This window comes from Cupriavidus phytorum (genome assembly GCF_003254285.1).
Lineage (GTDB): Bacteria > Pseudomonadota > Gammaproteobacteria > Burkholderiales > Burkholderiaceae > Cupriavidus > Cupriavidus phytorum.
Map to the genome: position 1 here is coordinate 293,415 of NZ_QKZN01000001.1, position 24,125 is coordinate 317,539.

Below are 24,125 nucleotides of genomic sequence, written 5' to 3' on the forward strand. Positions count from 1 at the left end.
TTAATCAGATAACGGGGATATTTGTTGCTGAATTCGTGCGGAAATGCAGGAAAAGTTGCTGGCGCCGCGGGATGTCGGCGGCCGCGCGCAATGACATGGCAAGCCCGGGGAGGGTGCGTGGGGAGCCGGCACGATGGCCGGCCGGGAATGCAAGACCGGCCGGTCAGGGATGCCAGGTTGCCGGCTGCCTGTCGCCTGGCAGCGCGGGCCGCTGACTGCCCGCCATCGCATAGGAAAGCTTGTTCGCGGCGTCGACCACGGTCTGCGCCAGTTCCAGCAGCCGCGCTTCGCCAAGCCGGGAAGTCGGCCCGGAAATGCACATCGACCCCAGCAGGCGCCAGTGCAGTCCAAACACCGGCGCCGACACGCTGGAGACTTCGGGTTCGCGCTCGCCCAGCGACAGGTGGAAGCCGCGGCGCCGGATCATCTCGTAAAGCTCGCCCGGCTCGCCGGAAAACGCCAGGATCACCCGCCCGGGCGAGCCGCTGTCCAGCGGCAGCGCCGCGCCGATCCTGACGTGATGGCGGATCGCCTGCGGGCCCTCGACACGGACCAGGCAGGTTCGCTGCTGGCCCTCGCGCACGTAGAACGAAGCGCTTTCACCGGTCTTGATCGTCAGTTCGCGCAGCACCGGCTCGACCACTTCCTGCACGTTGAAGGTGGCCTGGTAGCACGCGCCCAGCCAGCCAGCCGCGCGGCCGAGGCGCCAGCTGCCGTCTTCCTTCTGCACCAGGTAGTTGTCCGCCGCGAGCGTGCGCGCCAGCCGCAGCACCGTGGTCTTGTGGATGCCGGTGCGCCGGCTCAGCTCGGCCAGCGACAGCTGCGGATCGTTGACGCCGAAGGCTTCGAGTACGCGCAGCGCGCGCGTCACGGCGATCACGGCGCCGGCGCCGGCGCCTTCGTCAGCGGCTGGAGCGTTGATGGAGTCACTTTTAGGGTTCATGACACGAAATGCGGTGCACGGTGTGAAACGGCATTGTATGCCGTGAAACGATGCACCACAATCCGAATCACAACGAAACCAGATTCGGAGACACCCATGCAGTCCAGATCCCGCCGCGTCATCCTGGCCCTTGCCGGCCTGCTGATGGCATCCGCCAGCGTCCACGCCGCGTCGCCCTATCCCACCAAGCCCATCCGCGTGATCGTGCCGTTTCCGGCCGGCGGCGGCACCGACATCATCGCGCGCGAGGTGACCAATTCCGTGGCCAAGTCGACCGGCTGGGTCTTTGTCGTGGAAAACAAGCCGGGCTCCGGCGGCAACCTCGGCGTCGACGCTGCGGCCAAGGCGCCGGCCGACGGCTACACCATCGCCCTGGGGCAGACCAGCAACCTGGCCATCAACGCCTCGCTGTACGAGCGGCTGCCGTATGACCCGTTGAAGGACCTGGCGCCGATCAGCCTGGTCGCCTCCGCGCCGCTGGTGCTGGTGACGCACGTCAACTCGCCGTACAAGACCATGAAGGACGTGATCCAGGCCGCCCGGGCCAAACCGGCATCGCTGAACTTTGCCTCGCCCGGCAATGGCACCGTGGCCCACCTTGGCGGCGAGCAGCTGCAAAGCACCGCGAAAGTCAGGTTCACCCATGTCCCGTACAAGGGCGCGGCCCAGGCGGTCAACGACCTGATGGGCGGGCAGGTGGACCTGTACATGGCGTCCGTGCCGACCCTGCTCGGCCATATCAAGAACAACAAGCTGCGGCCGCTGGCCGTGACGTCAGCGAAGCGCGTGGCGGACCTGCCGCAGGTTCCGACCGTGGCCGAGTCCGGCTATCCCGGCTTCGAGACGGCGACCTGGTTCGGCTTTGTCGCGCCGGCCGCGACGCCGAAGGACATCGTGGTGCGGCTCAATGCCGAGTTCAACAAGGCGCTGCAGTCGCCGGCGCTGGCCAGGAAGCTGAACGAGCAAGGCGCGTCGGTGCTGACGGGCACGCCCGAAGCCTTCACCGCGCTGATCCGGCAGGACATCGGACGCTGGGCCGCGGTCATCAAGACCTCCGGTGCCAAGCTGGACTGATCGATTGCCGACGCCTATCCCTTTCATCTTGCCGGAGTTTTCCATGAGCTTGCCCAACATCATCAAATCGTTCGAGCGCGTGCCCGCCGCCGTGGTCGAGCGTGCCGCCCGCTTCCAGCCGGCGATCCTGTCGGATGTCGGCGGACGCCGCGGCGCCCTGCATGGCCGCATCCGCGCCCTGTGCCCGACCATGAAGGTCGCCGGCCCGGCATTCACCGTCGAAGTCCGTCCCGGCGACAACCTGATGATCCACGCGGCGCTGGCGCTGGCGCAGCCCGGCGACGTGCTGGTGGTGGACGGCAAGGGCGACCAGACCTCCGCGCTGATGGGAACCATCATGATGCATGCCGCGCGCCAGCGCGGGCTGGCCGGGGTCGTGATCGACGGTGCCGTGCGTGACAGCCTGGAGCTGGAGGACATGCAGTTCCCGGTGTTTTCGGTCGGCACCAATCCCAACGGCCCGACCAAGGAAGTCGGCGGCCGCATCGGCCACCCGATTTCCGTTGGCGGCGTCACGGTGAACCCGGGCGACTATATCTGCGGCGACGCCGACGGCCTGGTCGTGGTCGAGCGCGACAAGATCGAAGCGCTGCTCGACGCCGCCGCGAAGAAGGAAGAGGCCGAAGCCATGCGCATCGCGCAGATCAAGGAGGGCAATACCACCGCGCCCTGGCTGCTGGCATCGCTGGTGACGGCCGGCGTGCTGAAGCAGGGAGAAGCGCTGTGACCGCCAAGGACGTCATTATCGTCACGGGTGCGGACCTGGCACCGGAAGCGCTCGCTCTGCTTGGCGACTACCAGATCGTCTTCGCGGGCAAGAAGCCGCAGGCCGCGGAGCTGGTCGCGCTGGCGCGGCAGCATAACCCGGTCGGCATCATCGTGCGCTATGGCAGCGTGACGGCCGAGGTCATGGGCGCGGCGCCGGCCTTGAAGGTAATCTCGAAGCACGGCAGCGGCATCGATGTGATCGACCAGAAGGCCGCGGCCGAACGCGGCATCGCGGTGAAGGCCGCGGTCGGCGCCAACGCCGCCGCCGTAGCCGAACATGCCTGGGCGCTGATCCTTGCCTGTGCCAAGTCGGTGCCGCAGCTGAACGCGCGCATGCACGCGGGCCATTGGGACAAGTCGAGCCACAAGACCATTGAGCTCAACAGCCGCACCCTGGGCATCGTCGGCCTGGGCGAGATCGGTCGCCGCGTCGCGGTGACGGGCCTGGCCATGGGCATGCGCGTGCTCGCCTTCGATCCTTATGCGAAGGCAGTGCCCGCCGGCGTCACGTTGGTCAGCGAACTGCCGCAGCTATACCAGGCAGCGGACGTGGTGTCGCTGCACTGCCCCCTGACCGATGAGAACCGCGGCATGCTGAACCGCGAGACGCTGGCCCTGTTCAAGCATGGCGCGATCCTGGTCAACACTGCGCGCGGCGGCCTGATCGACGAGCCTGCGTTGGCCGAGGCGCTCGACGGCAAGCTCTACGCGGCGGGCCTCGACAGCTTCGCCGTCGAGCCGATCGCCGTGCCGCATCCGTTCCAGAACCTCCCGAACGTCATCCTGTCGCCGCATATCGGCGGCGTCAGCGATGCGGCTTACGTGAACATGGGCGTGGGGGCCGCGCAGAACGTGCTTGCCGTGCTGCAGGGATCTGCCGCGGCGGTTTAGGAGAGGCTTCGACGCCTCACCGGTCAAGACAATACAGGCAGCGCGGCCGGCTGGCAGCCGGACCGGCCGCTGCCAGGAGACAACGATGATTCATCGCAAATTCATCCTCTTTGCAGTGGCAGCGGCGATGGCCGCTGCCAGCGCGGCGCCGGCATGGGCAGCCTACCCGGACAAGCCGGTGCGCATTGTCGTGCCGAATCCGCCTGGCGGCGCCGTCGACGTGGTTACGCGCAAGGTCGCGCAAAAGCTTACTGAGCAGACCGGCCAGAGTTTCGTGGTCGAGAACAAGCCGGGCGCTTCCGGCACCATCGGCACCACGCTGGTCGTCCAGGCGCCGGCCGACGGTTATACGCTGCTGGCCAACGACAACTCCTACACCACGCTGCCCTATGTGTTCAGGAAGCTGAACTGGGATCATCAGACCGCGCTGGTACCGATCGCGCCATTCGCGTTCTCGCCGGTGGTGGTTGGGGTCAAGGCAGATTCGCGCTTCAAGGACCTGGCTTCGCTGATCAGCTACGCCAGGGCGCATCCGGGTGAAGTGACATTCGGTACCGGCGGCCCGGGCAGCTCGCCGCATTTTTCGGCCGAGGCCTTCCAGCAGGCCGCCGGGATCAAGCTGATGCACGTGCCGTACAAGGGTGCCGGCGAAGCCATGGTGGGCCTGCTGGGCGGCAGCGTCGATCTGCTGGTGGTGTCGACGCCGACCGCGCTGGCCCAGGTCAAGGGCAACCAGATGCGGCTGCTTGGCATCAGCGGCAAAAGCCGGCTCGAGGTGTTCCCCAATGTGCCGACCTTCGCGGAAGCCGGACTGCCGACATTCAACCTGTTCAACTGGTCGGGCCTGGCGGCGCCGAAGGGAACGCCGGCCGAGGTGATCACACGCCTGCAGGCTGAAATTAAAAAAGCGCTACTATCGCCTGACATGAAGCAATTCCTGGCACAAATGGGTTCGCAGCCCGGCAACCTGGACAGCAGCGGGTTCGCACAGCTGATCCAGCGGGAAACCGCGCAATGGGCAGCGGTGGCACAGAAGGCCAATATCGAAAAGCAGTAACAGCGGGGACCACGATGATGCTGCTCCAGCAACCCACCGTCCGCGACGCCACGGTGCTTACCCGCCTGCCGGAATCGTTTCGGCGGCAGGACCGGGACAATGCGTGGTCGCTGGCCAATCGCGGCGGCGCGGTAACGGAGTCATTCCTGGAAGGCCCCGTCTGGGCGGATGGCCACCTGTGGGTCACCGATATTCCCTATGGCCGCGTGTTCCGCGTATCGCTGCAGGGCGACTGGGAACTGGTGGCCGAATACGACGGCGAGCCCAACGGCATGAAGCGCCTGGCCGGCGGCGACTTCCTGATCACCGACTACCGCAACGGGCTGATGCGGCTGAACCCGCAGACCGGGGCGGTGACGCCATTCCTTGAACGCCGGAATTCGGAACGCTTCCGTGGTGTCAACGACCTGACCTTCGATTCGGCGGGCAACCTGTACTTCACGGACCAGGGCCAGACCGGCATGCATGACCCCACTGGCCGGGTCTACCGCCTGTCGCCCGCGGGCAAGCTCGATGTGCTGCTGAACAATGCGCCAAGCCCGAATGGCCTGGTGCTGTCGCCCGACGAGAAGGTACTGTATGTCGCCATGACGCGCGGCAACTGCGTGTGGCGCGCGCCGCTGCAGGCCGACGGCTCCGTCAGCAAGGTGGGGCAGTTCTTCACGTCATACGGGCCGAGCGGTCCGGACGGGCTGGCCATGCGCGCCGACGGGTTCCTGCTGGTCGCCAATCCAGGGCTCGGCTATGTCTGGGTACTGAACCATCGCGCCGAACCGGTCGAAGTCATTCGCACGCCGGTGGGCGCGTCGCTGACCAACCTGTGCTTCGGCGGCGATGACGGCAAGACGCTGCTGATGACGGAATCCACGACGGGATCGATCCTGGGTGCGAGGGTACCGGAAGGGGGCGCGCCGGTGCATGGTGGGGTGGGGGGTGACAGGCATCAGCCGCTCGCCTGAGCACTGGGCTGCTGCGGTCCGGATTCATCACAGAAGCCCGAGTTCGGTCGCCGCCAGCGCGGCGATAGCCAGTGGGGTCTCGGGCGCAAGCCCGTCTTCCATCATCCATAGCGCCGAAAGGCACGACCACGCCAGCGTCCACTGCAGCAGCCTGTGGCGATCAAGTCGCGCAGCCTCGACCAGCGTTCCGATGCGCTCGTGGAACCGGTCCACCGCGATCCTGCGGGACGGGTTGCACAGCAGATTCGCGTAATCGAATACGCGGTCACCGACAAGCCCCTTCGGATCGATCGCAAGCCAGCCTTGCGTGCCGAAATGGAGGATGTTGCCGTGGTGCATATCGCCATGAAGCACAACCGGATCGAGGGCGGGAGCCGACAACAGTTTTTTCGCCACCAGCGCGGCTAGCCAGAGAATGTTGCCGCGGGGCCAGGACGGGTTCGTCAACGGCGCAAACCAGTCGTGCAAGGAGACGACGGGCGGTTGGTCAGGCGCGGTATGGGCGTGCAATCGGCCCAGCACTGCGCAGGCGATCCGCATGGCGTCGTCGTCCCGTCCTGTCCGCGCAAGATCCGCGAGCGAACCTGCGGATTCCGCGCGCTCCATGACGACGGCGTCGTCACACCGAGCCAGTATCCGTGCAGCCGCTCCGCTGCCGTTCCACCATGCCATGACGGCATTGCCGCGCCGCTCTTCCTCGCACATGGCAATTTTGAGCATGGCCGGCTGGCCCCGGTATGACACCGGTTGCAGGCAGCTGGTCGGTGTGAGGAAGGGTTCGGCGGCCGGGACAAGTGACCATTGGCGCAGATAATTGTCGAGCGCGATAGCAATGGTCTTGGGCAACATCCTGATGCTTTCCACTGTTCAGGTCCGATCCTGTCTGACATGCCATGTCCGGTCCGGGCATGCATCTGGAGAACGTCACGTCCGGGTTACTGCGAAGAATGATATCTCCTTGATTCGTCACGGCGTGTGCGCCGGAGAAGGTGTCGCGCTTCCAATCAGGCGCGCCGATGTCGGGGCTCCTCAACCGCCAGGGCCATGGCTGCCGACATCGATATGGAGGCTGGGAAAAGCCTCCGCTGCGGCCGCGACCGCGTCTTGCCGTGTGGAGAAGGTTTCGGTCAACGAGACGATGTAGCCTTCGGTCAGCATCCGGACGTGCCATTCGCCGTCGTCTTCGCGCAGGACCAGTACAAATGGGGGCCGGGGAGGAGCGGCATCGGGCATCGTGAAGCGGACATTCATACGATATTGCGAGCGGTCGCAGACGGTCGCGGGACGCAGGCGGGACCAGTGGCGTGCTGCAATCCGACTGGAAAAAAAGGGCTGGCCCGCGGCCAGCCCTTCCCACTGCAAGCTACAACTAACGGGTAACGATCAGACCCAAACCAGGTCCGACGTCGACAGGCTGCCCAGCTGGTTCGCCGCGCCGAGCAGCGCGACTTCATGCTCGGCCTGCACGAAGGCCTGGGCGCCGTTGTTCAGCGTGAAGTCGAGCGGGTTGAACGCTTCGCCTTCGGTGTTGAACAGCAGCTGCAGGTCGGTGCCGTTGGCGTTGTAGTTGAACGAGCCATCCTCGTTGTACGTACCCACACGGATCACCACGTTGACCGGGTCCACGCCATCGCCGATGTAGTAGGCGAATGCCGGGAAGCCGTTGCCGCCCGGGGCGTTGGTCACGTACATGGCGTAGTCGCCCTGGGCCAGCGGATTCGACACGTCGACCAGGATGGTGTCCTCGGCAACCTTGAAGTCGGTGATGACGTCCTGCTTGGCCGCCGCGCCCGGGTTCGTCGACTTGCCTGCCTCCGCCAGGTGGTTCTGGTCGAAGTTGAAGTAGAACGAGTCGGCGCCCGCGCCACCGGTCAGCAAGTCGGCGTGGAGGCCGCCGGCGATGAAGTCGTCGCCGCTACCGCCGTCGACCTTGTCGTTGCCTTCACCGCCGAACAGCTCATCGTTGCCCGCTTCGCCGTTGATCACGTCGGCACCGCCGTTACCAAACAGCGTGTCGTCGCCGGCGCCACCGTTGAGCGTATCGGCGCTGTTCGAGGCGTAGACCACATCACGCTGGCCCGAGCCGATGAAGGTGAACGCTGCCGCGTCGGACGGATCTTCCATCACGATCGTCACACCGCTGCCCTTAAGGGCCGATGCGTCGATGGTGGCGAAGTTGTTGTCCTCGAACGCAAAGCCGGTGACGTCGCCGGCGCCCGACAGAATCAGCTTGCTGTCGGCACCGGCCTGCTCGTCCAGGTCCAGGCGCACCAGGCTGGAGTAGCTGACCGGGATGTCGAGGCCGGCATAGCCTTGACCATTTGCCCACACCGTACCGCCGGCGTCGCCGTTCACCGATGCGCCGGCGGCCACGTCGACCTTCATCAGGTTGACGGAGGCAGCCTGCAGCCAGTCGCCGCTTTCGAAGCCGCCGAGCAGGTGCATGTGGCCCGAAGCCGCCGCAGCAACGTCGATGCTGGTGATGGTGGCGCGCTTGTCGGCGTCGGCGGCATCGATGCCCCACGAGGTGAACTCGGTGCTGATGCCGGTGCTGAGCTTCACGGTTTCGAGGTCGCCGGCGGCACGGGAATCGCCCACGCGGCCGATCTCGATGTCGCTGTCGGTGGCGCCTTCCACGACCAGGTGCTGCAGGTTGGTCGCTTCATCCATCAGGCTTTCGAACTGGTTGCCCAGCGACAGGTCGCCCAGGCCGGTCGACTTGATGTTCAGGCGCTGCACGGTGTTGCCGTCGAGGATGACGCTTTCCGTGTAGTTGCTGCCATCGATGGTCAGGTTACCGGCGGAGTTGTTGGTGATCGACAGGTCGGTGGTGTAGCGGCCCGAGAACGAGTCGTCCACCTGCAGGCCGCGCGAAATCACGACGCTCTCGCTGCCGTTGTGGCTCAGCGCCACCTTGTCGGCGTTGATGACGCGGATGCCCGACGGATTGCCGGCGTTGCCGATCACGCTGGTGGTGCCTTCGATGTTGATATCGAGCGTGGTCAGCGCTTGGCCGTCGTAGTCCACTTCGACGCCCTGCGCCAGGTTGCCCTGGATGTTCAGGGTCTTCAGCGTGCTGTCGAAGTTGTTGAAGTCGGCACGGCCGGTCGAGGCCTTCAGGTTGATGGTGGCCAGGTCGTTGATGTTGGTGCCGTCCAGGTGGACCGCGTTCAGGAACGTGGCATCCAGCGTCTCGACGCGGCTCATGGTCGGCGCGCGGTTGGCTTCGGCCACCGTGGCGTTGGCGTCGAACACGGCGACGACCTTGTCCGCACCGGCGCCGCCGTCGATCACGTCACCCGTGCGCAGCGAGTCGCCGACGTTCAGCACGTCGTTGCCCGAGCCCAGCTTGACGTTCACCTGCTGGTCGGATTCCGAGATGTTCAGGTTCAGGTTGGCCAGCGCGCCCGAGGCGTCGATGGTGGTCAGGGACGAGTCCAGCGCGCCCTTGATGCCGAAGTTCAGGCCGGCCTGGCCGCCCTTGATGTTCAGCGTCTTGGTGCCGTCGCCGATCAGGTCGGTCAGGTTCGACTCGAAGCCAGCCTTGTCATCGTTGATGGTCAGGTTGATGGTCTCGACGTCGAAGCCGGCATCGGTGTTGATCTCCACCGTCGCGTTGACTTCCTTGACCGAGACGTTGGCTTCCTTGCCCTGGATCTGCTGGCCGTCGAAGTTCAGCGTGATCTTGTCTTCGGCCTGGATCGCGTCGACGAGGTCATACTGCGTGGCGGCGCCCTGCAGGTCTTCCAGGCTCACGTCGCCCTTGACCTTCTCGACCACCACCTGCTGGATGTCGGTCCAGTTCTTGGTCGTGACGGCCACGTCGCCGGTCGGCTGGATGGTGACCTTGCCGGCACCGGCGATGGTGGTGCCGGAGTAGAGATCCTGCTTGGCAGCCAGGCTCAGCACGACCTTGCCCGGGCCGGTGATCGAGTCGCCCTGGGTCAGGGTTTCGGTGCCGCCGGTTACGGTGTCGGCGGCGCCGAGCGTGATGGCGTCGATGGCGGTGGTCAGTACCTTGCTGCCCGGCTGCGGTGCCGGACCGGCGACGATCTTGTCGATCGCGGCTTGCGGGTTGCCACCCTCGCCAGGCTGGTCGACCGGCTTGAGCCAGTCACGCGCTTGCTGCGCGGCCCAGTCGCCGCTGTACTTCAGGATTTCGGTGGTGGTGTTCAGCGCCGCGGTGAAGCCTTCGGCCGCGGCCAGCTTGGCATCGATGGCGACCTTGTCGCTGCCTTGCGCGCCGTTGACGATGTCCAGCGCGATGCTGGCCAGGGTGGCCTTGGGCGGGTTCGCTGCGAGCAGGCCGGTATAGAAGGCGAGGCCAGCCGGTTCGGCGTCGCGGCCGAACATCTGCTGATAAATCGCGTTGATCTTCTCGCCGTGGGTCTGGCCGCCATAAAGGGCAGTCGACTCGGCCGAGTTGCCGAAGGCATCGATGATCGCGTTCAGATTGCCACCGACACCGTCCAGCTTGGTGGCCCAGAACTCCAGGCCCGTCGGATCGGCCGGGCGGCCGTAGTAGGCGACGTAGACCTTCTGTACCTGATCGTAGTAGGCAGATGCTGCCATAGTGTTCTCCTGGGAATAAAAACAAGCGATCTGGACTTCGGCCTGCCATCCCGCGGCGCGGGCCAGTAGGAAATCCGGATCTCGCTTCCGTTGCAGCCTGCACTGCCAACGGCATTGGCAGTGCAGGCTGCGACACGCTGCATAACGCGTCGGGGGCAGTATCCGGAAATGCGCAAACCGAAACAGTGACTGGGGCCACAAAAACGCGCAAAGCGGTGGCTGTGCAACGGTGTGGCGAAGCGCTTGCGGTGGAGCCTGGTGTCAACGCGCCGTCGGCGTGACGCGCTACGTGTCGCCGTGGCTGGTTGTCAGCGCGCAGACAGGAATGTCAAGTTCATGCGCAAGCCGTTGCAGCAAGTGTGCGGCGGGCCGGCGCCGGCCGGTCTCGATCATCGAGATATAGGCCCGCGTCACGCCGACACGCTTGGCCAGCTCTGCACTGGGAAAGCCACGGAATCGGCGCCATGCGCGCAGTTCCGAACTGCCGGCCGATATCGCGGCCTGCACGAGCAGTGGCGGAGCGAACGAAGAGGCCATGCCTGAAGCGTTGCCGGCTTCCGCCAGCAGTCGCTGGATGCTCTCCTTGATGTCCTTCCATGTCCGTTCTGGGATCAATACGAAGCGCCGGCCTTCGTGCTCGATGAACTCCACGTCATGCATCTTTTTCTTAGCCTTGAGAAGCGCACCCGATGGTGAGTGCCTGTCGAAAGGCAAGGCTAGCCGACGGAATGCGGGCGGGGGTGTGACAGGTGTCACAGCATTGCTGCGGCAGTCCCCTTTGGTGGGGTGTCTGTCGAACTGGCCGAAAGTTGTCTTGCTTTCTAGCGTAATGACTTTAATAATTCTGTTGCGTTGTTGTCGCGATTCTGGTGAATGTGACAAACATGCCAGCTCCATGCCGTTTTTCAGGAATAACCCAGGCAACCCATGTTTGGGTGATGAGTGGATACGCGAATGGGGGCACCATAGACCCGCAGTGTCTGAAAGGAAGGGCCCTAGGCAAGAGGCCATCGGCAGGAATATTGGTTCGATCCATGCATTGAGCTTTTGGCTTTACCAATGAAAATAGACCGTGATGCAAAGCACGGCTCGACGGGGAATGAAGGTGGTTGAACGAATAACAATAGTGGTTCGTACGGAAACGGGTTGGGCGATCGAGCAGCATGTCGGAGAGTTTGCCGTCGTCTTCAATGGGGAGTACTTGAGCTGCACCCAGGCCAAAGAGGCGGCCGAGCGGCTCTTCCCGAATCAGCATGTCACGGTCGCGCCGGTCAGCCGGCATCCACATTCCGGCCCGGCCGCCAAGCCCAGGCCTGCGCGGCGAATACGGAGGGGTTCACATTGAGTCGGGGCCGGTGCATTACTTCGTCGATGCGCCGGCCCTCGCCCCCGCCCTATGTATCACAGGCATTTTTAACACCAGGTGTGTATTCCCTTTCCCGCTTGCGCGAGAGTGAAGAAAACACGCGCGAAGCCCGCCAAAAAAAGATGCCAGGCGTGCGGGGGCAGCCTGGCGATAACGGGAAAGTTGGCGGGGTCATTGCGCCAACGGGAGCCACTATAGAAGCTCGCGATCCACCTGGCTGTGATCGGTATCACAAGCCGCCACGGGCGTCCGCGCGCGCGGCGGTGCCGGCTGGATTTCCATCTCCTGCAACGTGATACCGCCCCGCATGCGTTCATCAGGGTCGCGTACAAAGAATGAAGGCCGCTGCTTTTGCGCATCATAGACGCGTGCCAGATAGACGGCCAGCACACCGACCGCAAGCAGCAACAGACTGCTGAACGCCGCCTGGGCAATGATCACGGTGGTAAAGCCGTCCAGCGCATTGCCGGTGAGATATCGCGCCGCGGTCTGCAAGATCAGCAAGAGGCTCAGCGCCACTCCCGCGAATCCAGCAATGGCAATTGCCTGCAGCGGCAGCGAGGAAAATGCCACCAGGCTGCGCAGCGAATAGCGCAGCAGGCCCGCCGCCGACCATGAAGAATGCCCCGCTTCCCGGGGCGCCACGTCGAAGGGAATATCGACCTGGCGGAATCCCACCCACGCCACCAGCCCGCGAAAGAAGCGGTCCCGTTCCGGACAGCGTAGCAAGGCATCGGCCACCTGGCGGTCGAGCAGCTTGTAGTCGCTTGCGCCTTCGAAGGCAAAGCCGGTGGCGCGCTCAAACATCCGGTAGAACAGGCGCGACGCCGCGGCATAGGCGGCATGTTCCTCGCCGCGATGCCGCTTGCGCGCATTGACGACGTCGGCGCCGGCGCGCCAGGCATTGACCAACTGCGGGATCAGGGCGGGTGGATGCTGGAGGTCCGCATCGATGAAGAGCAGACCGCGGCCGCGGGCGCAGGCCAGCCCCGCTTCCAGCGCCGCCTCCTTGCCGAAGTTGCGCGAAAAGTGAATGGCACGCACGAAGCGGTGGCGCCGCGCGAGTTCGTCGGCAACCGCCGCGGTCTGGTCGGTGGAACCGTCATTCACGATGACGATCTCGAAGCGCGACACGACCTGTGCAAGTTCGTTGACGATGCGGGGCAGCGCCAGCGGCAGGCTGGCCGCTTCGTTGTGCGCGGGGATGATGACGGACAGCTCCGTCGGTTCGCTGGCTTTCATGGGGATCACCTGGTGCCGGAGCTACAGAAATGCAGGCCATGCCGGGCCAGGCAACGGGCTGTCCACCCGCGCCCGGCGATGTACTGCGCGTCATACGGCGGCCCGAGCACGACCAGCACGCCCGGTGCGAGCACCTGCAGGGACAGGTCTGCCGCGACGCGCTTGCAGTCGGTGTCCTGGCGTGCGCCCGAGAGACTGTTGATGGCGAGGCCGCCGCGCGCGGCCAGCAGTTGCAGGGCAAAGCCGCCATGCATCGCGGCGCGGTCGTCGGAACAGCCCACCGGCGGATGGAACGCGACCGCGGCATGGCGCCCGACCAGCGCGCCGACGAGCGGATCCGACGACACCGGATCCATCGGCTTCTCGGTGACCACCACCGTGCGCAGTACCGCAGTATCGAGCCATTGCAGCGCGGCGACCGTCACCATCAATGCGGCGGCCGTGCGCGGGCGGTAGCAGCGCGACAGTCCATAGAGCACGAAGGCGGCGATGGCATAGCCCACCGGCCAGAAGAAGCGGCCCGAGGCGCGGAAGGTTGCGGTCAGGCCCTGCAGGCCTGCCGGCCAGTCGTAGCGCAACAGACGATAGCCACCGGCATACACAGTGGTGGACAAGGCGTAGAGCGACAGTCCGGCCAGCAGCACCATCAGCGGCCATTGCCTGCAGGCCGCGGCGCGCAGCGGCGCCGCGCGCCCCGCGCAGGCGGCGCCCGCCACCAGCAGCAGGCCCGCCAGCACACCCAGCCCAAGGTAGTTGAACCCTTCCATCTGGCCGGGCGTGCCACGTGCGAAGTGCCCGCTGCCCGGCAGCAGGCCGCTCTTGCCCATCGCGCCGAACGGGGCGAGCAGGTTCATCGAGTAGATGCCAAAGCCCTCGCTGCCGCGCACCAGCCCCTGGCCGAGATAGCCACCGAGCCAAAGCGCAATGGCGAGCACGCCCACGGCCAGGCCAACGGCGCCCAGCGCAACGCGCTGCGCGCCGGGCATGCGCGCGGACGCGCAGCGTGCCGCGCTCAGCAGGAAGAAGGGCAGGCTCATGGCGAGCAGGTAGGGATGGATGCCGAGGGCCACCACCAGCAGCGTGGGCCACCGCCAGTCCAGCGGGGCGCGCGCCATGGCTTCGGGCGGGCGCAGTGCCAGCGCCAGTGCCAGGATCAGTACAAACTGGCCACATAGCGCGAGATGCCACATCCAGTATCGGAACAACAGGGCAGGCATGACCAGGGCCAGCACGGTGCCGGCGGCCACGGGAATGGCATGGCGCAGGCCCAGCTGGTCCAGCAGCAAGGTCATGGCCCAGGCCTGCGCGAGCACGCAGAGCCACAGCCAGGCGGGCATCAGTTCCGGCGCCGCGCCGCCCAACCGGTACCACAGCTTGCCGGCCAGGGCGAATAGCGGAATGCTGTCGGTGAAGATCACGCTGCGCAGGCCGTCGATGCCGGGCACGCGCATCGAGAACAACGGGAGCCGCAGGCTATCGGTGTAGTAATACCAGGCGCCGGCGAGCGCCTGTGCCTGGTCCCCCTGCGGAAAGCGCAACGCGGGATCCGTGCCCAGCATGACCGCCGGAGACCATACCGCGGGGGCAAGGATCAGCGCCAGCAGCAGCGCCAGGGCGACGCGCCGGCCGAGTGGCAGTTCGGCGGACACATGCCGGACAGCCACGCGCATGACGCTGGCCATCATGACGTAGCGGCGGGATGCGGGTGCGGACGGAACAGCCAGCGCATCGCCACGAAGTTTAGGCCCGCCAGCACGACTTCCACGGCCAGCTTGGCGACCAGCAAGCGCTCGCCACTGAGCCACAGCGCCAAGGTGAGGATCAAAGGCGAAAGCGCCACGCCGGCGAGCGTGAGCGCGCCATAGCCGCTGCCTTGGGAAACGAGGCTGCGGGCATCGACGCCGCCGTGCCGAAAGGAATAGCGCTTGTGCGCGATGAAGCCCACGATCGCGCCGGCGCCGCGGCTCACCGCCTGCGCTGCCGCGGGTGCGATGCCGGCATGCGCAAGCAAAAGGAACAGTGCAAGATCCGCCAGCAACAGGGCACAACCCGTCAGCACGTAGCGGCCGAACGTCGTGCGCACCAGCAGCGTTTGTGCGCCGCCGTGGCCACGCTGACCCGTCACAGACAAGCTCCGGTGGCATGTAGGTGCTCGCGCAGGACCACCACCGGCGGTGCTGCGCCCTGCAGGAAGCGCAAACGCGCGGCATGCCGGAGCCGTTCCAGCGCGGCATCGATGTCCGCGGCCGGCCCGCCGGCCGAACGGCGCGCCTGCGAGCCAGCCTCGGCGGAAGCCGTGCAGGGAATGCGGAACCCGTCCACGACGATGTCGAACTGAATGGCGTGGCTCATGCTCTGGCTGCCTTGCTTTCTCACTGGGTCAAAGCGGCAAGCGTAGCTGGCAGACTCTTCCTGCTCCGTGACGGCTGTCACATTCCTCAGCGTGCCGTCACCCGCGCCTGGTGCGGAGCAATTCGCCATAGACATCGAGCGTTTCGCGCGCGCAGCGCTGCCAGCTGAAGCCGGCGGCGCGGCGCAGCGCGCGTGCGCCGATGGCGGAGCGCCAGTGCGTGTCCTCGCAGGCGCGCAGCATCGCCGCGCTGAAGCCATCGATATCGTCCGGGTCCAGCAATACGCCGCCATCGCCGACCACGCCGGGCAGCGCCGAGCGGTCCGAGCAGATCACCGGCACGCCGCAGGCCATGGCTTCAAGCGGCGGCAGGCCGAAGCCTTCGTAGATGGACGGGTAGACCATGGCGCAGGCGCCGGCGACGACGCTCGGCAGATCGGCATCCGAGATGTAGCCCGCCACGCGCACCTCGCCGCGCGCCACGGCGGGCGCCATCTCGCGCTCCAGCGCGCTGGTCAGCCAGCCCTTGATGCCGGCCAGTACCAGCGGCATATGGCGCCGCAGCGCGGCCGGCAGGCGCTGGTGCGCACGCAGTGCGGTCGATAGCCGCTTGCGCGGCTCCAGCGTGCCCAGTGCCAGCAGGTAGCCGCCGGGCAGCAGCCCATGGCGTGCCAGTACCGGCCGCAGCGCGTCGGCGGCGCGCGGCTGGAATACAGGCGCGACGCCGTTGTGGACCACGCGAATCTTGCCGGGATCGATCTCGCACAGCGCCAGCAGCTCGGCGCGCACGAACTCGGACACCACGATGACGCGGTCGGCGCGGGCCAGTGCGCGGGGGAAGTAGCGGTGCAGCAGGCTCACCCGCGCAGCGGGATGGGTCTCCGGATAGCGCAGCCACGACACGTCGTGCGCGGTGAGCACGGTCGGCAGCGTGCCAAAGCAGAACGGCAGGAAATTGGTTTCATGGTAGAGCGCCGCATCGCGCGGCAAGCCGGCGCGGAACCGGTGCGCCTGCCACGCGCGCGAGGCCAGGTGCGCCACTCCGGACCGCCGCAACAGACAGCGCGCCGCGCTGCGCCACGCCGGCGCGTGCCCGGTGTGGGACGATGCCAGGCCATCGGCCCAGGGTTGCGGGCCGGCTGCCGGCGGCTCGCTCCAGCCTGCCCCGAGGAAGCAGTGCGGTGCCGCGCCCAGCACCGCCAGCTCGCGCACCAGGTGGCGTGTGTACTGGCCGATCCCGGTCAGCGGGGAAGACAGCGAAACGGCGCCTACCGCAACGCGCAACGGCTCGGCCAGGAGGAAAGAGGACTGGGGCATGAGGCGCAACCATAGCGATCCCGCCCCCGGCGTTCTGTGACGGCCATCACACTGCGCCCGCGCGTGCTACGAGAGACTCTGCCACCAGCGCCGACCAGGCCGGATGCCAAGCCACGCCCATGCATATCCTTCACGTCTTCAAGGTGTATTACCCGGACTCGTACGGGGGCATCGAACAGGTCATCCGCCAACTGGCGCGCAGCCAGACCCACGGCGTCACGCACGAGGTGTTCACGCTAAGCCGGCACGCCCGCGGCGCGCAGCGCGAACTGGAGATCGACGGGGTCCGCATTACGCGCGCGCGTACGCACCTGGCGCCGGCGTCGACGCCGATCTCGTTCAGCGCGCTGGCGCATTTCAGGCGCGCGGTCGCGCGGGCCGATGTCGTGCAGTACCACTTCCCCTGGCCCTTCGGCGATGTGCTGCATTTTGCCGCGGGCGTACGCGTGCCGGCGATCGTGACCTATCACTCGGACATCGTGCGCCAGCGGCTGCTGATGCCCGTGTACGCGCCGCTGATGCATCGCTTCCTGGACAGCATGCATGCCATCGTCGCCACCTCGCCCAACTATCTCGACACCAGCGACGTGCTGCGCCGCCATCGCGGGCGCGTGCATACCATCCCGATCGGGCTCGACGCGACCGAGTGCGAGGCCGACCCCGGCCGCGTCGACATGTGGCGCGGCCGGGTGGGGGAGGGATTTTTCCTGTTCGTCGGCGTGATCCGCTACTACAAGGGCCTGCATATCCTGATGCAGGCATGCCGCGACGCCGCGTTCCGCGTCGTCATCCTCGGCACCGGGCCGCAGGAAGACGCCTTGAGGCAGCAGGCGGCGGCGTTGGGGCTGGACAACGTGAGCTTCCTCGGCGTGCTGCCGGACGCCGACAAGCATGCGCTGCTGTCGCTTTGCCGGGGTGTCGTCTTTCCCTCGCACCTGCGCTCGGAAGCGTTCGGCGTCACGCTGCTTGAAGGCGCGATGTTCGGCAAGCCGCTGGTGTCTTCCGAGATCGGCACCGGCAGCAGCTACGTCAACCTGCATGGCCACACCGGCTACGTGGTGCCGCCGTCCGATCCGCACGCCTTGCGCGCGGCACTGGCGCGCCTGCATGCCGACCCCGCGCTGGCCGAATCCCTCGGCCGCAACGCCCGCGCCCGCTTTGTCGAGAAGTTCAGCGCCGGCACGATGCGGCGACGCTATCACGCCCTCTACGAGAGCGTGCTGCGCGACGGCGCCGCCGCCGCGCCCGCGGGGGAGCCGGAGTTCCGGGGGTGGTGAGTACGGGTGAGCTGCGGAAATAGCGTACGCAGGACAAAGGGCCACCGTGACCCACCTCACACAATTTTGTGATGGACATCACAAGCACCGCCCCGGCCCTCATCCAGAATTCGCACCTGCTTTGTGACACCACGTCACAAAGCGATCGGGCGCCGCAGGTGCCGTTCTCCCGCAGTGCTTAAGGTGTATCCGCAAATCCATATGAGCCAATCCGCGCATCCCGGCAGTGAAATCCTGACAGCCCTGCGCGCGCACAAGAGTGCCTTGCGCAATATCGGCGTGTTCAGTGCCGTGATCAACCTGCTGATGCTCGTGCCGTCGCTCTACATGCTGCAGGTCTACGACCGCGTACTGCAGAGCCGCAGCGAGACCACGCTGTGGATGCTGAGCGCCATCACGCTGGGACTGTTTGCCCTGATCTCGGTGCTGGAGTATGTGCGCAGCCAGGTTGCCATCCATGTCGGTGCCCAGCTCGATGCCCAGCTCAACCGGCGCATCTATACCGCCGCCTTCGAGACCAACCTGCGCCAGGGCGGCTACATCGCCGGCCAGGCGCTCAACGACCTGACCACGCTGCGTCAGTTCATCTCCGGCTCGACGCTGTTTGCGTTCTTCGACGCGCCTTGGTTCCCGCTCTATCTGGGCGTGATCTTCCTGTTCGACTTCCATCTCGGTATGTTCGCGCTGTGCGGCGCCGCCGTGCTGATCGCGTTGGCGGTGGTCAACGAGCGCATCTCGCGCCAGCCGCTCGACGAGGCCGGCCGCCTGTCGCTGCGCTCGGCGGAGTCTGCCACGGTGACGCTGCGCAATGCCGAGGCGATCGAGGCGATGGGCATGCTGGGCCCGTTGCAGGCGCGCTGGCTGCGCATTCATGAAGCCTTCCTCGGCAAGCAGGGCGAGGCGAGCGAGAAGGCGTCGATGGTCGGCGCTTGGGCCCGCTTCGCTCGCATCGCGTTGCAGTCGATGGTGCTGGGCGTCGGTGCCTTGCTGGTGCTCGATAACCAGATCACGGCCGGGATGATGATCGCGGCGTCGATCCTGATGGGCAAGACCCTGAGCCCGGTCGAAGGCGTGATCGGCGGGTGGAAGCAGTGGAGCGCGGTGCGCGCGGCCCACGAGCGCCTGCACAAGCTGCTGGCGGCCAATCCGGCGCGGCGCAGCGCCATGTCGCTGCCGCGCCCGCGCGGGCAGCTGGCCGTGTCGCGCCTGGTCGCCGGCGCGCCGGGCACGGCGCCGGTGCTGAAGAACGTCAACTTCGCACTGCCGCCGGGCGAGGTGCTTGGCGTGATCGGCCCCAGCGCCTCGGGGAAATCCACGCTGGCGCGCCTGCTGGTTGGCGTCTGGCCGCCGTTCGCGGGCGAGGTGCGGCTGGACGGTGCCGATGTCTGGCAATGGAACAAGGATGAACTGGGACCGTTCGTGGGCTATCTGCCGCAGGACATCGAACTGTTCGCCGGGACGGTGGCGGAGAACATCGCACGCTTCGGCGAGATCGATGCCGAGGCGGTGGTCGAGGCCGCCCGCCTCGCCGGTGTGCACGACATGGTGCTGAAGCTGCCCAAGGGCTACGGCACCGAACTTGGCGCGGATGGCGCGGGGCTGTCGGGCGGGCAGAAGCAACGCATCGCGCTGGCGCGTGCGCTGTATGGCTCGCCGGCGCTGGTCGTGCTCGATGAACCGAACTCCAACCTGGACGAAGCCGGCGAGGCGGCGCTGGCGCGCGCGATCACGCTGTGCCGCGAACGCGGCGCCACCGTCGTCATCGTCAGCCACCGCAGCAGCGTGCTGGCCGTCACGACCCGGCTGCTGGTGCTGCAGGACGGCACCTCGCACGCGTTCGGTCCGACGCAAGAGGTGCTGCGCGCAATGCAACAGCGCGCGCAGCCGCAACACGCCGGCAAGCCGGTTGCGGCGGCGCAGGGCGAGCCCGCGCGCGCCACCGGCACCCATTCCTGATCTGAATCGCTATGTCTTCCAACCATGCATCGTCGCTGCCGCCGGCCGCCGCCGCGCAGCCATTCCCGCCTGCACCCGCACCCGCGGCGCCGGCACGCCGCTACAGCCGCATCGGCTGGACCGTGATTGCCGGCGGCCTCGGCGGCTTTCTGCTGTGGGCGGCGCTGGCGCCGCTGGACAAGGGCGTGCCGGTGGCGGGCACGGTCATCGTCTCGGGCAATCGAAAGGTGGTGCAGCACCCGAGCGGCGGCATCGTCGAGAAGATCCTGGTCAAGGACGGTGACAAGGTCATGGCGGGGCAGGTCCTGGTCACCATGAACCATACGCAGGCGCGTGCCCAGGCCGAGGCGACGCGGGCGCAGTTGCTGACCACGCTTGCAGTCGAGGCGCGCCTGCTGGCCGAGCGCGACGGCCTTGCCGAGATCGACTTCGGCGGGCTCGAACGCGAGGCCGCATCGGATTCCGGCGTGGCCGAGGTGGTCGCCGTGCAGCGGCAGCTCTTTGCCTCGCGCCGGCAGGCCTTGCAGAAGGAGCTCGGTACCATTGCCGAGGGCATCACGGGCCTGCAATCCCAGCTCAACGGGCTGCGCGATGCGCGCCAGAACAAGCAGCAGCAGCTGGCCGCGCTGCGCGAGCAATTGCAGAACATGCGCGAGCTGGCGCACGAAGGCTACCTGCCGCGCAACCGCTTGCTCGACACGGAACGGCTCTACGCGCAGGTCAACGGCGAAATCTCGGCGGACCTGGGCACCATCGGCCGCACCCAGAGCCAGCTTACCGAACTGCGCATCCGCGCGAGCCTGCGCCGCGAGCAGGAACAGAAGGAAGTGCGGACGCTGCTGGGCGAAGCACAGCGCGATGTGCGCATGCTGCGCAGCCGGCTGGAGGGACTCGACTTCGACGTGGCCAACACACAGGTGCGTGCGCCGGTGTCCGGCTCGGTGGTGGGGCTTGCCATCTTTACCCAGGGCGGCGTGGTCGCGCCCGGCGCCAGGCTGATGGATGTGGTGCCTGACGGCGAGCCGCTCGAAGTCGAGGCCCGGGTGCCGGTCAACCTGATCGACAAGGTCAACAGCGGCCTGCCGGTGGAACTGATGTTCACCGCGTTCAACCAGAGCCGCACGCCGCGCATCCCGGCAGCGGTCTCGGTCGTCTCGGCGGACCGACTGACCGAGGAAGAGGGCGCGCCGTACTACAAGATCCGCGCGCAAGTGACGCCGGATGGCATGAACCGGCTTGCCGGCCACCAGGTCCGGCCCGGCATGCCGGTGGAGGTGTTTATCAAGACCGGCGAGCGCACCATGCTCAGCTACCTGTTCAAGCCGGTAGCCGATCGCGCGAGAACGGCGCTGACGGAGGAATGATGCGGGTCGTTCGCGCTGGAACCGGCGTGCTTGCCACGCTCGCCGCCGCTTGCCTGTTGTGCGCGCCGGGGCTTGCCGCGGCGCAGGCCATGACGCTGCTCGATGCCTATCAGCTGGCGCTCGCGCAGGATCCCCGCTACCGCGCGGCGATTGAAGAGGCCGCCGCCGGCGAGCAGTACCGGGTGATCGGGCGCTCCTTCCTGTTGCCGCAGGTCCAGTTCACCTACAACTGGGCGCGCAACCGTTCGGACATCACCCGCTACGCCGGCCCACGCCTCGGCGACCAGACCACCACCGAGTTCTATCGCAGCTACAGCGGCGCGGTGCAGCTGCGCCAGCCGCTGTTCAACTGGGACTACTGGTCGCGCTTCCGCCAGGGCGAAGCGCAGTCGCAGGCCAGCGCGGCATTGTTCGACAGCCGCCGCCAGGAGCTGGCCCTGCGCGTGGTGACAGCCTACACCGAGGTGCTCGAGGCCCATGACGTGATCGCGCTGGCCGAGGCGGAGCGCGACGCGTTGCAAGAGCAGCTGAGACAGAACTGGCGCTTCTTCGACAAGGGCGAAGGCACCCGCACTGACATCGTCGAGACGCAGGCCCGGCTCGACCTCGCGGCGGCGCAGGTGATCGAGGCACGCGACGGCCTGACGGCCGCGCGCAAGCGCCTGGACGCGATTCTCGGTGCCAGCCAGGGCGGCCAGGACCGCCTGCTGGCGACATTGTCGCCGGGGTTCCGCGCGCAAGGACCGGCGCCGGCCGATATCGGGTACTGGACCGATGCCGCCGTCGCCAACAATCCCGAGCTGCAGTCGCGCGAGCACGGCGTGGAAGCGGCGCGGCAGGATATCGGCCGCGCGCGTGCCGGCCACCTGCCCAGGGTCGACCTGGTGGCCAGCTACGGCGAGAACAAGTCGGAAACCGTCAACACGCTGAATACCAAATACGACACCGCGTACGTCGGACTGCAGGTGGCCTTGCCGCTGTTCAGCGGCGGTGCCGTCAGCGCCCAGGTCAGCCAGGCCGAAGCCAACTACCGCAAGGCGATGGCCGAGTTCGACGGGCGCCGTACCGAGGTCACGGACGAGGTGCGCAAGCAGTTCGACCTGGCCCTCAGCAGCGTGGTCAAGGTCGGCGCCTACGAGCAGGCGGAACAGGCCGCGCGGGAACTGCTGCGCGCGACGCGCCTGAGCATCGCGGCGGGCATGCGCGTCAACCTGGACCTGCTCAATGCGCAGCAGCAGCTCCATACCGCGCGCCGCAACCTGGCCCGCGCCCGCTATACCAACGTCGTCACGCGATTGCGGCTGCTGTTTGCGGCGGGCCAGCTGACCGAGCAGGACGTGCGCGATGCCAGTGGGCAGTTTTCGGGCGACGCCGTCGTGGCCCAGCCGGAGCGGCCCGGACGGCGCGAACGCGTGGCCGCGAACCGGTTGCCGGACGTATCAGCAGGAACGAAGCCCTTTGGAGACCCCAGACATGGACAACACTGACCTGCCGGTACTGGTCCCGGTGGTGATTTCCGGTGGTGCCGGCACCCGGCTCTGGCCGGTGTCGCGCGAAACCTTCCCCAAGCCGATGATGACGCTGGCGGATGGCGAGAGCCTGCTGCAGAAGACGTTCAATCGCGTCGCGGCGCTGCCTGGCGTGCGCGAGGTGGTGACGGTCATCAACCGCGAAATCTACTTTCTCGCACGCGACATCCTGGCGCGCAGTGAGGCGCGCGCCATGCCGTGCAGCTTCCTGCTCGAGCCGGTGGGCCGCAACACCGCCGCCGCGATTGCCGCGGCCGCGAGCTGGGTCGCGCGCCGGCACGGCGACCATGCGCTGATGCTGGTGCTGCCCGCCGACCACCTGATCGAGCCGCTGGAGAGCTTTGTCGAGGCCGTGGCCGCGGCGGCGCAGGTGGCGCGCCAGGGGTGGCTGGCAACCTTCGGCGTGGCGCCTACCGCGCCGGAGACCGGCTACGGCTACATCCAGGCCGGACCGCCAATCGGCGCGGCGGGCGAGCTGGCGCACCTGGCGTGCCGCTTCGTCGAGAAGCCCGCGCTGGAGCTGGCCAGGACCTATCTGGCCAGTGGCGACTACCTGTGGAATTCCGGCATGTTCTGCTTCTCGGCCGGCGCCGTGCTGGCGGAACTGCAGCGCTACGCCTCGGATATCGCCGACCAGGCCGCCGGCAGCGTCCGCAGCGGCCGCGAGCTGCGCGCCGGCGACCAGCTTTCGCTCGAGCTCGACCCGGCGGCGTTCGAGTCCGTGCGTGCGCAGTCGCTGGATTTTGCCTTGATGGAGCGCTCCCAGCGCGTTGCCGTGGTGCGCAATACCATGCGCTGGAGCGATGTCGGCTCGTGGTCGAGCGTAAGCGCGCTGCTGCCGCAGGATGGCGACGGCAACAGCGTCAGTGGCGACGCCGTGCTGCACAACAGCCGCCGCTGCTATATCCGCAGCGAACGCGTGGTCGGCGCCGTCGGCCTGGACAACCTGATGATCGTCGACACCGAGGACGCGCTGCTGGTGGCGCACCGCGAGCATGCCGAGGACGTGCGCCATATCGTCGCGGCGCTGCAGCGCAAGGGGCACGACGCCTACCGTCACCATCGGACGGTCAGGCGGCCCTGGGGCGCCTACTCCGTGCTGGTGGAGGGCGAGCGCTTCAAGGTCAAGCGCATCGTGGTCGCGCCCGGCCAGTCGCTGTCGCTGCAGCTGCATGCGCATCGCTACGAGCACTGGATCGTGGTGTCGGGCGAGGCGCTGGTCGAGAACGGCACGCAGCGCGCGCGGCTGCTGGCCAACCAGTCCACCTACATTCCAGCGGGGCAGAAGCATCGGCTGCACAACCCCGGCAGCGGCGAGCTGGTGCTGATCGAGGTGCAGTGCGGCAACTATCTCGGCGAGGACGACATCGTGCGCTTCGAAGACAACTATGGCCGTGCGCCGGCGCAGGCCTCGGCTCGCCATGCCTGAAGCGGCCAATCGCAGACGAGGGAACCGATAC

20 protein-coding genes are annotated in these 24,125 nt (G+C 67.0%); 10 read left to right on the forward strand and 10 right to left on the reverse strand.

Going from position 1 to position 24,125, the window contains the following annotated elements; all coding sequences use genetic code 11:
• Window positions 1-163 precede the first annotated feature (163 nt).
• A complete protein-coding gene (locus tag C7416_RS01315; protein WP_111516758.1) occupies window positions 164-943 on the reverse strand; it encodes an IclR family transcriptional regulator in 780 nt (259 codons plus the stop codon).
• Window positions 944-1,039: 96 nt separating this feature from the next.
• Here C7416_RS01315 and C7416_RS01320 point away from each other — a divergent pair, with 96 nt between their 5' ends.
• The 5 genes from C7416_RS01320 (at window position 1,040) to C7416_RS01340 (ending at window position 5,692) form a co-directional block, all read left to right on the forward strand.
• Window positions 1,040-2,017, forward strand: a complete 978-nt coding sequence (locus C7416_RS01320; protein ID WP_111516759.1) for a Bug family tripartite tricarboxylate transporter substrate binding protein — start codon at window positions 1,040-1,042, stop codon at window positions 2,015-2,017.
• A gap of 43 nt (window positions 2,018-2,060) precedes the next feature.
• Complete coding sequence (locus C7416_RS01325) at window positions 2,061-2,744, forward strand: RraA family protein (protein ID WP_111516760.1); 684 nt, start codon at window positions 2,061-2,063, stop codon at window positions 2,742-2,744.
• On the forward strand, window positions 2,741-3,676 hold the full coding sequence (locus tag C7416_RS01330) for an NAD(P)-dependent oxidoreductase (protein WP_111516761.1): 936 nt from the start codon (window positions 2,741-2,743) through the stop codon (window positions 3,674-3,676). Before C7416_RS01325 ends, C7416_RS01330 begins: the two co-directional genes overlap by 4 nt.
• Window positions 3,677-3,803: 127 nt before the next feature.
• Window positions 3,804-4,733 (forward strand): Bug family tripartite tricarboxylate transporter substrate binding protein, encoded by a 930-nt coding sequence (locus C7416_RS01335; RefSeq protein ID WP_111517452.1) that lies wholly within the window; start codon window positions 3,804-3,806, stop codon window positions 4,731-4,733.
• Between the two features lie 14 nt (window positions 4,734-4,747).
• Window positions 4,748-5,692, forward strand: coding sequence for an SMP-30/gluconolactonase/LRE family protein (locus C7416_RS01340; protein WP_111516762.1), 945 nt, complete (start codon window positions 4,748-4,750; stop codon window positions 5,690-5,692).
• A gap of 27 nt (window positions 5,693-5,719) precedes the next feature.
• On the opposite strand, the gene C7416_RS01345 is transcribed toward C7416_RS01340, so the two are convergent.
• The 9 genes from C7416_RS01345 to C7416_RS01380 all read right to left on the reverse strand — a co-directional run bounded on the left by C7416_RS01345 (window position 5,720) and on the right by C7416_RS01380 (window position 16,539).
• Window positions 5,720-6,541 (reverse strand): aminoglycoside phosphotransferase family protein, encoded by an 822-nt coding sequence (locus C7416_RS01345; protein WP_111516763.1) that lies wholly within the window; start codon window positions 6,539-6,541, stop codon window positions 5,720-5,722.
• A gap of 180 nt (window positions 6,542-6,721) precedes the next feature.
• Window positions 6,722-6,943: a hypothetical protein gene (locus C7416_RS01350; RefSeq protein ID WP_111516764.1), complete on the reverse strand. Its 222-nt coding sequence runs from the start codon at window positions 6,941-6,943 to the stop codon at window positions 6,722-6,724.
• A 132-nt stretch (window positions 6,944-7,075) separates the two neighbouring features.
• Entirely contained in the window at window positions 7,076-10,264 is a 3,189-nt protein-coding gene (locus C7416_RS01355) for a hypothetical protein (protein ID WP_111516765.1), read from the reverse strand.
• Between the two features lie 285 nt (window positions 10,265-10,549).
• Window positions 10,550-10,924: a helix-turn-helix domain-containing protein gene (locus C7416_RS29030; protein ID WP_181461117.1), complete on the reverse strand. Its 375-nt coding sequence runs from the start codon at window positions 10,922-10,924 to the stop codon at window positions 10,550-10,552.
• Between the two features lie 898 nt (window positions 10,925-11,822).
• Complete coding sequence (locus tag C7416_RS01365; RefSeq protein WP_111516767.1) at window positions 11,823-12,872, reverse strand: glycosyltransferase family 2 protein; 1,050 nt, start codon at window positions 12,870-12,872, stop codon at window positions 11,823-11,825.
• A 5-nt stretch (window positions 12,873-12,877) separates the two neighbouring features.
• A complete protein-coding gene (locus C7416_RS01370; protein ID WP_111516768.1) occupies window positions 12,878-14,557 on the reverse strand; it encodes a DUF6311 domain-containing protein in 1,680 nt (559 codons plus the stop codon).
• On the reverse strand, window positions 14,554-14,997 hold the full coding sequence (locus C7416_RS01375) for a GtrA family protein (protein WP_181461118.1): 444 nt from the start codon (window positions 14,995-14,997) through the stop codon (window positions 14,554-14,556). The genes C7416_RS01370 and C7416_RS01375 overlap by 4 nt, the downstream gene beginning before the upstream one ends.
• On the reverse strand, window positions 14,994-15,224 hold the full coding sequence (locus tag C7416_RS29035; RefSeq protein ID WP_181461119.1) for a DUF1488 family protein: 231 nt from the start codon (window positions 15,222-15,224) through the stop codon (window positions 14,994-14,996). The genes C7416_RS01375 and C7416_RS29035 overlap by 4 nt, the downstream gene beginning before the upstream one ends.
• A gap of 97 nt (window positions 15,225-15,321) precedes the next feature.
• Complete coding sequence (locus C7416_RS01380; RefSeq protein WP_111516770.1) at window positions 15,322-16,539, reverse strand: glycosyltransferase family 4 protein; 1,218 nt, start codon at window positions 16,537-16,539, stop codon at window positions 15,322-15,324.
• 119 nt (window positions 16,540-16,658) lie between these two features.
• Between C7416_RS01380 and C7416_RS01385 the strand changes: the two genes are divergently transcribed.
• The 5 genes from C7416_RS01385 to C7416_RS01405 all read left to right on the forward strand — a co-directional run bounded on the left by C7416_RS01385 (window position 16,659) and on the right by C7416_RS01405 (window position 24,094).
• The gene (locus tag C7416_RS01385; protein WP_111516771.1) at window positions 16,659-17,816 is read left to right on the forward strand and encodes a glycosyltransferase; all 1,158 of its coding nucleotides are present in this window, start codon (window positions 16,659-16,661) and stop codon (window positions 17,814-17,816) included.
• A gap of 201 nt (window positions 17,817-18,017) precedes the next feature.
• A complete protein-coding gene (locus tag C7416_RS01390; RefSeq protein WP_240988216.1) occupies window positions 18,018-19,772 on the forward strand; it encodes a type I secretion system permease/ATPase in 1,755 nt (584 codons plus the stop codon).
• Window positions 19,773-19,783: 11 nt separating this feature from the next.
• Entirely contained in the window at window positions 19,784-21,136 is a 1,353-nt protein-coding gene (locus tag C7416_RS01395) for an HlyD family type I secretion periplasmic adaptor subunit (protein WP_111516772.1), read from the forward strand.
• 26 nt (window positions 21,137-21,162) lie between these two features.
• Window positions 21,163-22,623, forward strand: coding sequence for a TolC family outer membrane protein (locus C7416_RS01400; protein WP_181461120.1), 1,461 nt, complete (start codon window positions 21,163-21,165; stop codon window positions 22,621-22,623).
• The gene (locus C7416_RS01405; RefSeq protein WP_111516774.1) at window positions 22,610-24,094 is read left to right on the forward strand and encodes a mannose-1-phosphate guanylyltransferase/mannose-6-phosphate isomerase; all 1,485 of its coding nucleotides are present in this window, start codon (window positions 22,610-22,612) and stop codon (window positions 24,092-24,094) included. Before C7416_RS01400 ends, C7416_RS01405 begins: the two co-directional genes overlap by 14 nt.
• Window positions 24,095-24,125 lie beyond the last annotated feature (31 nt).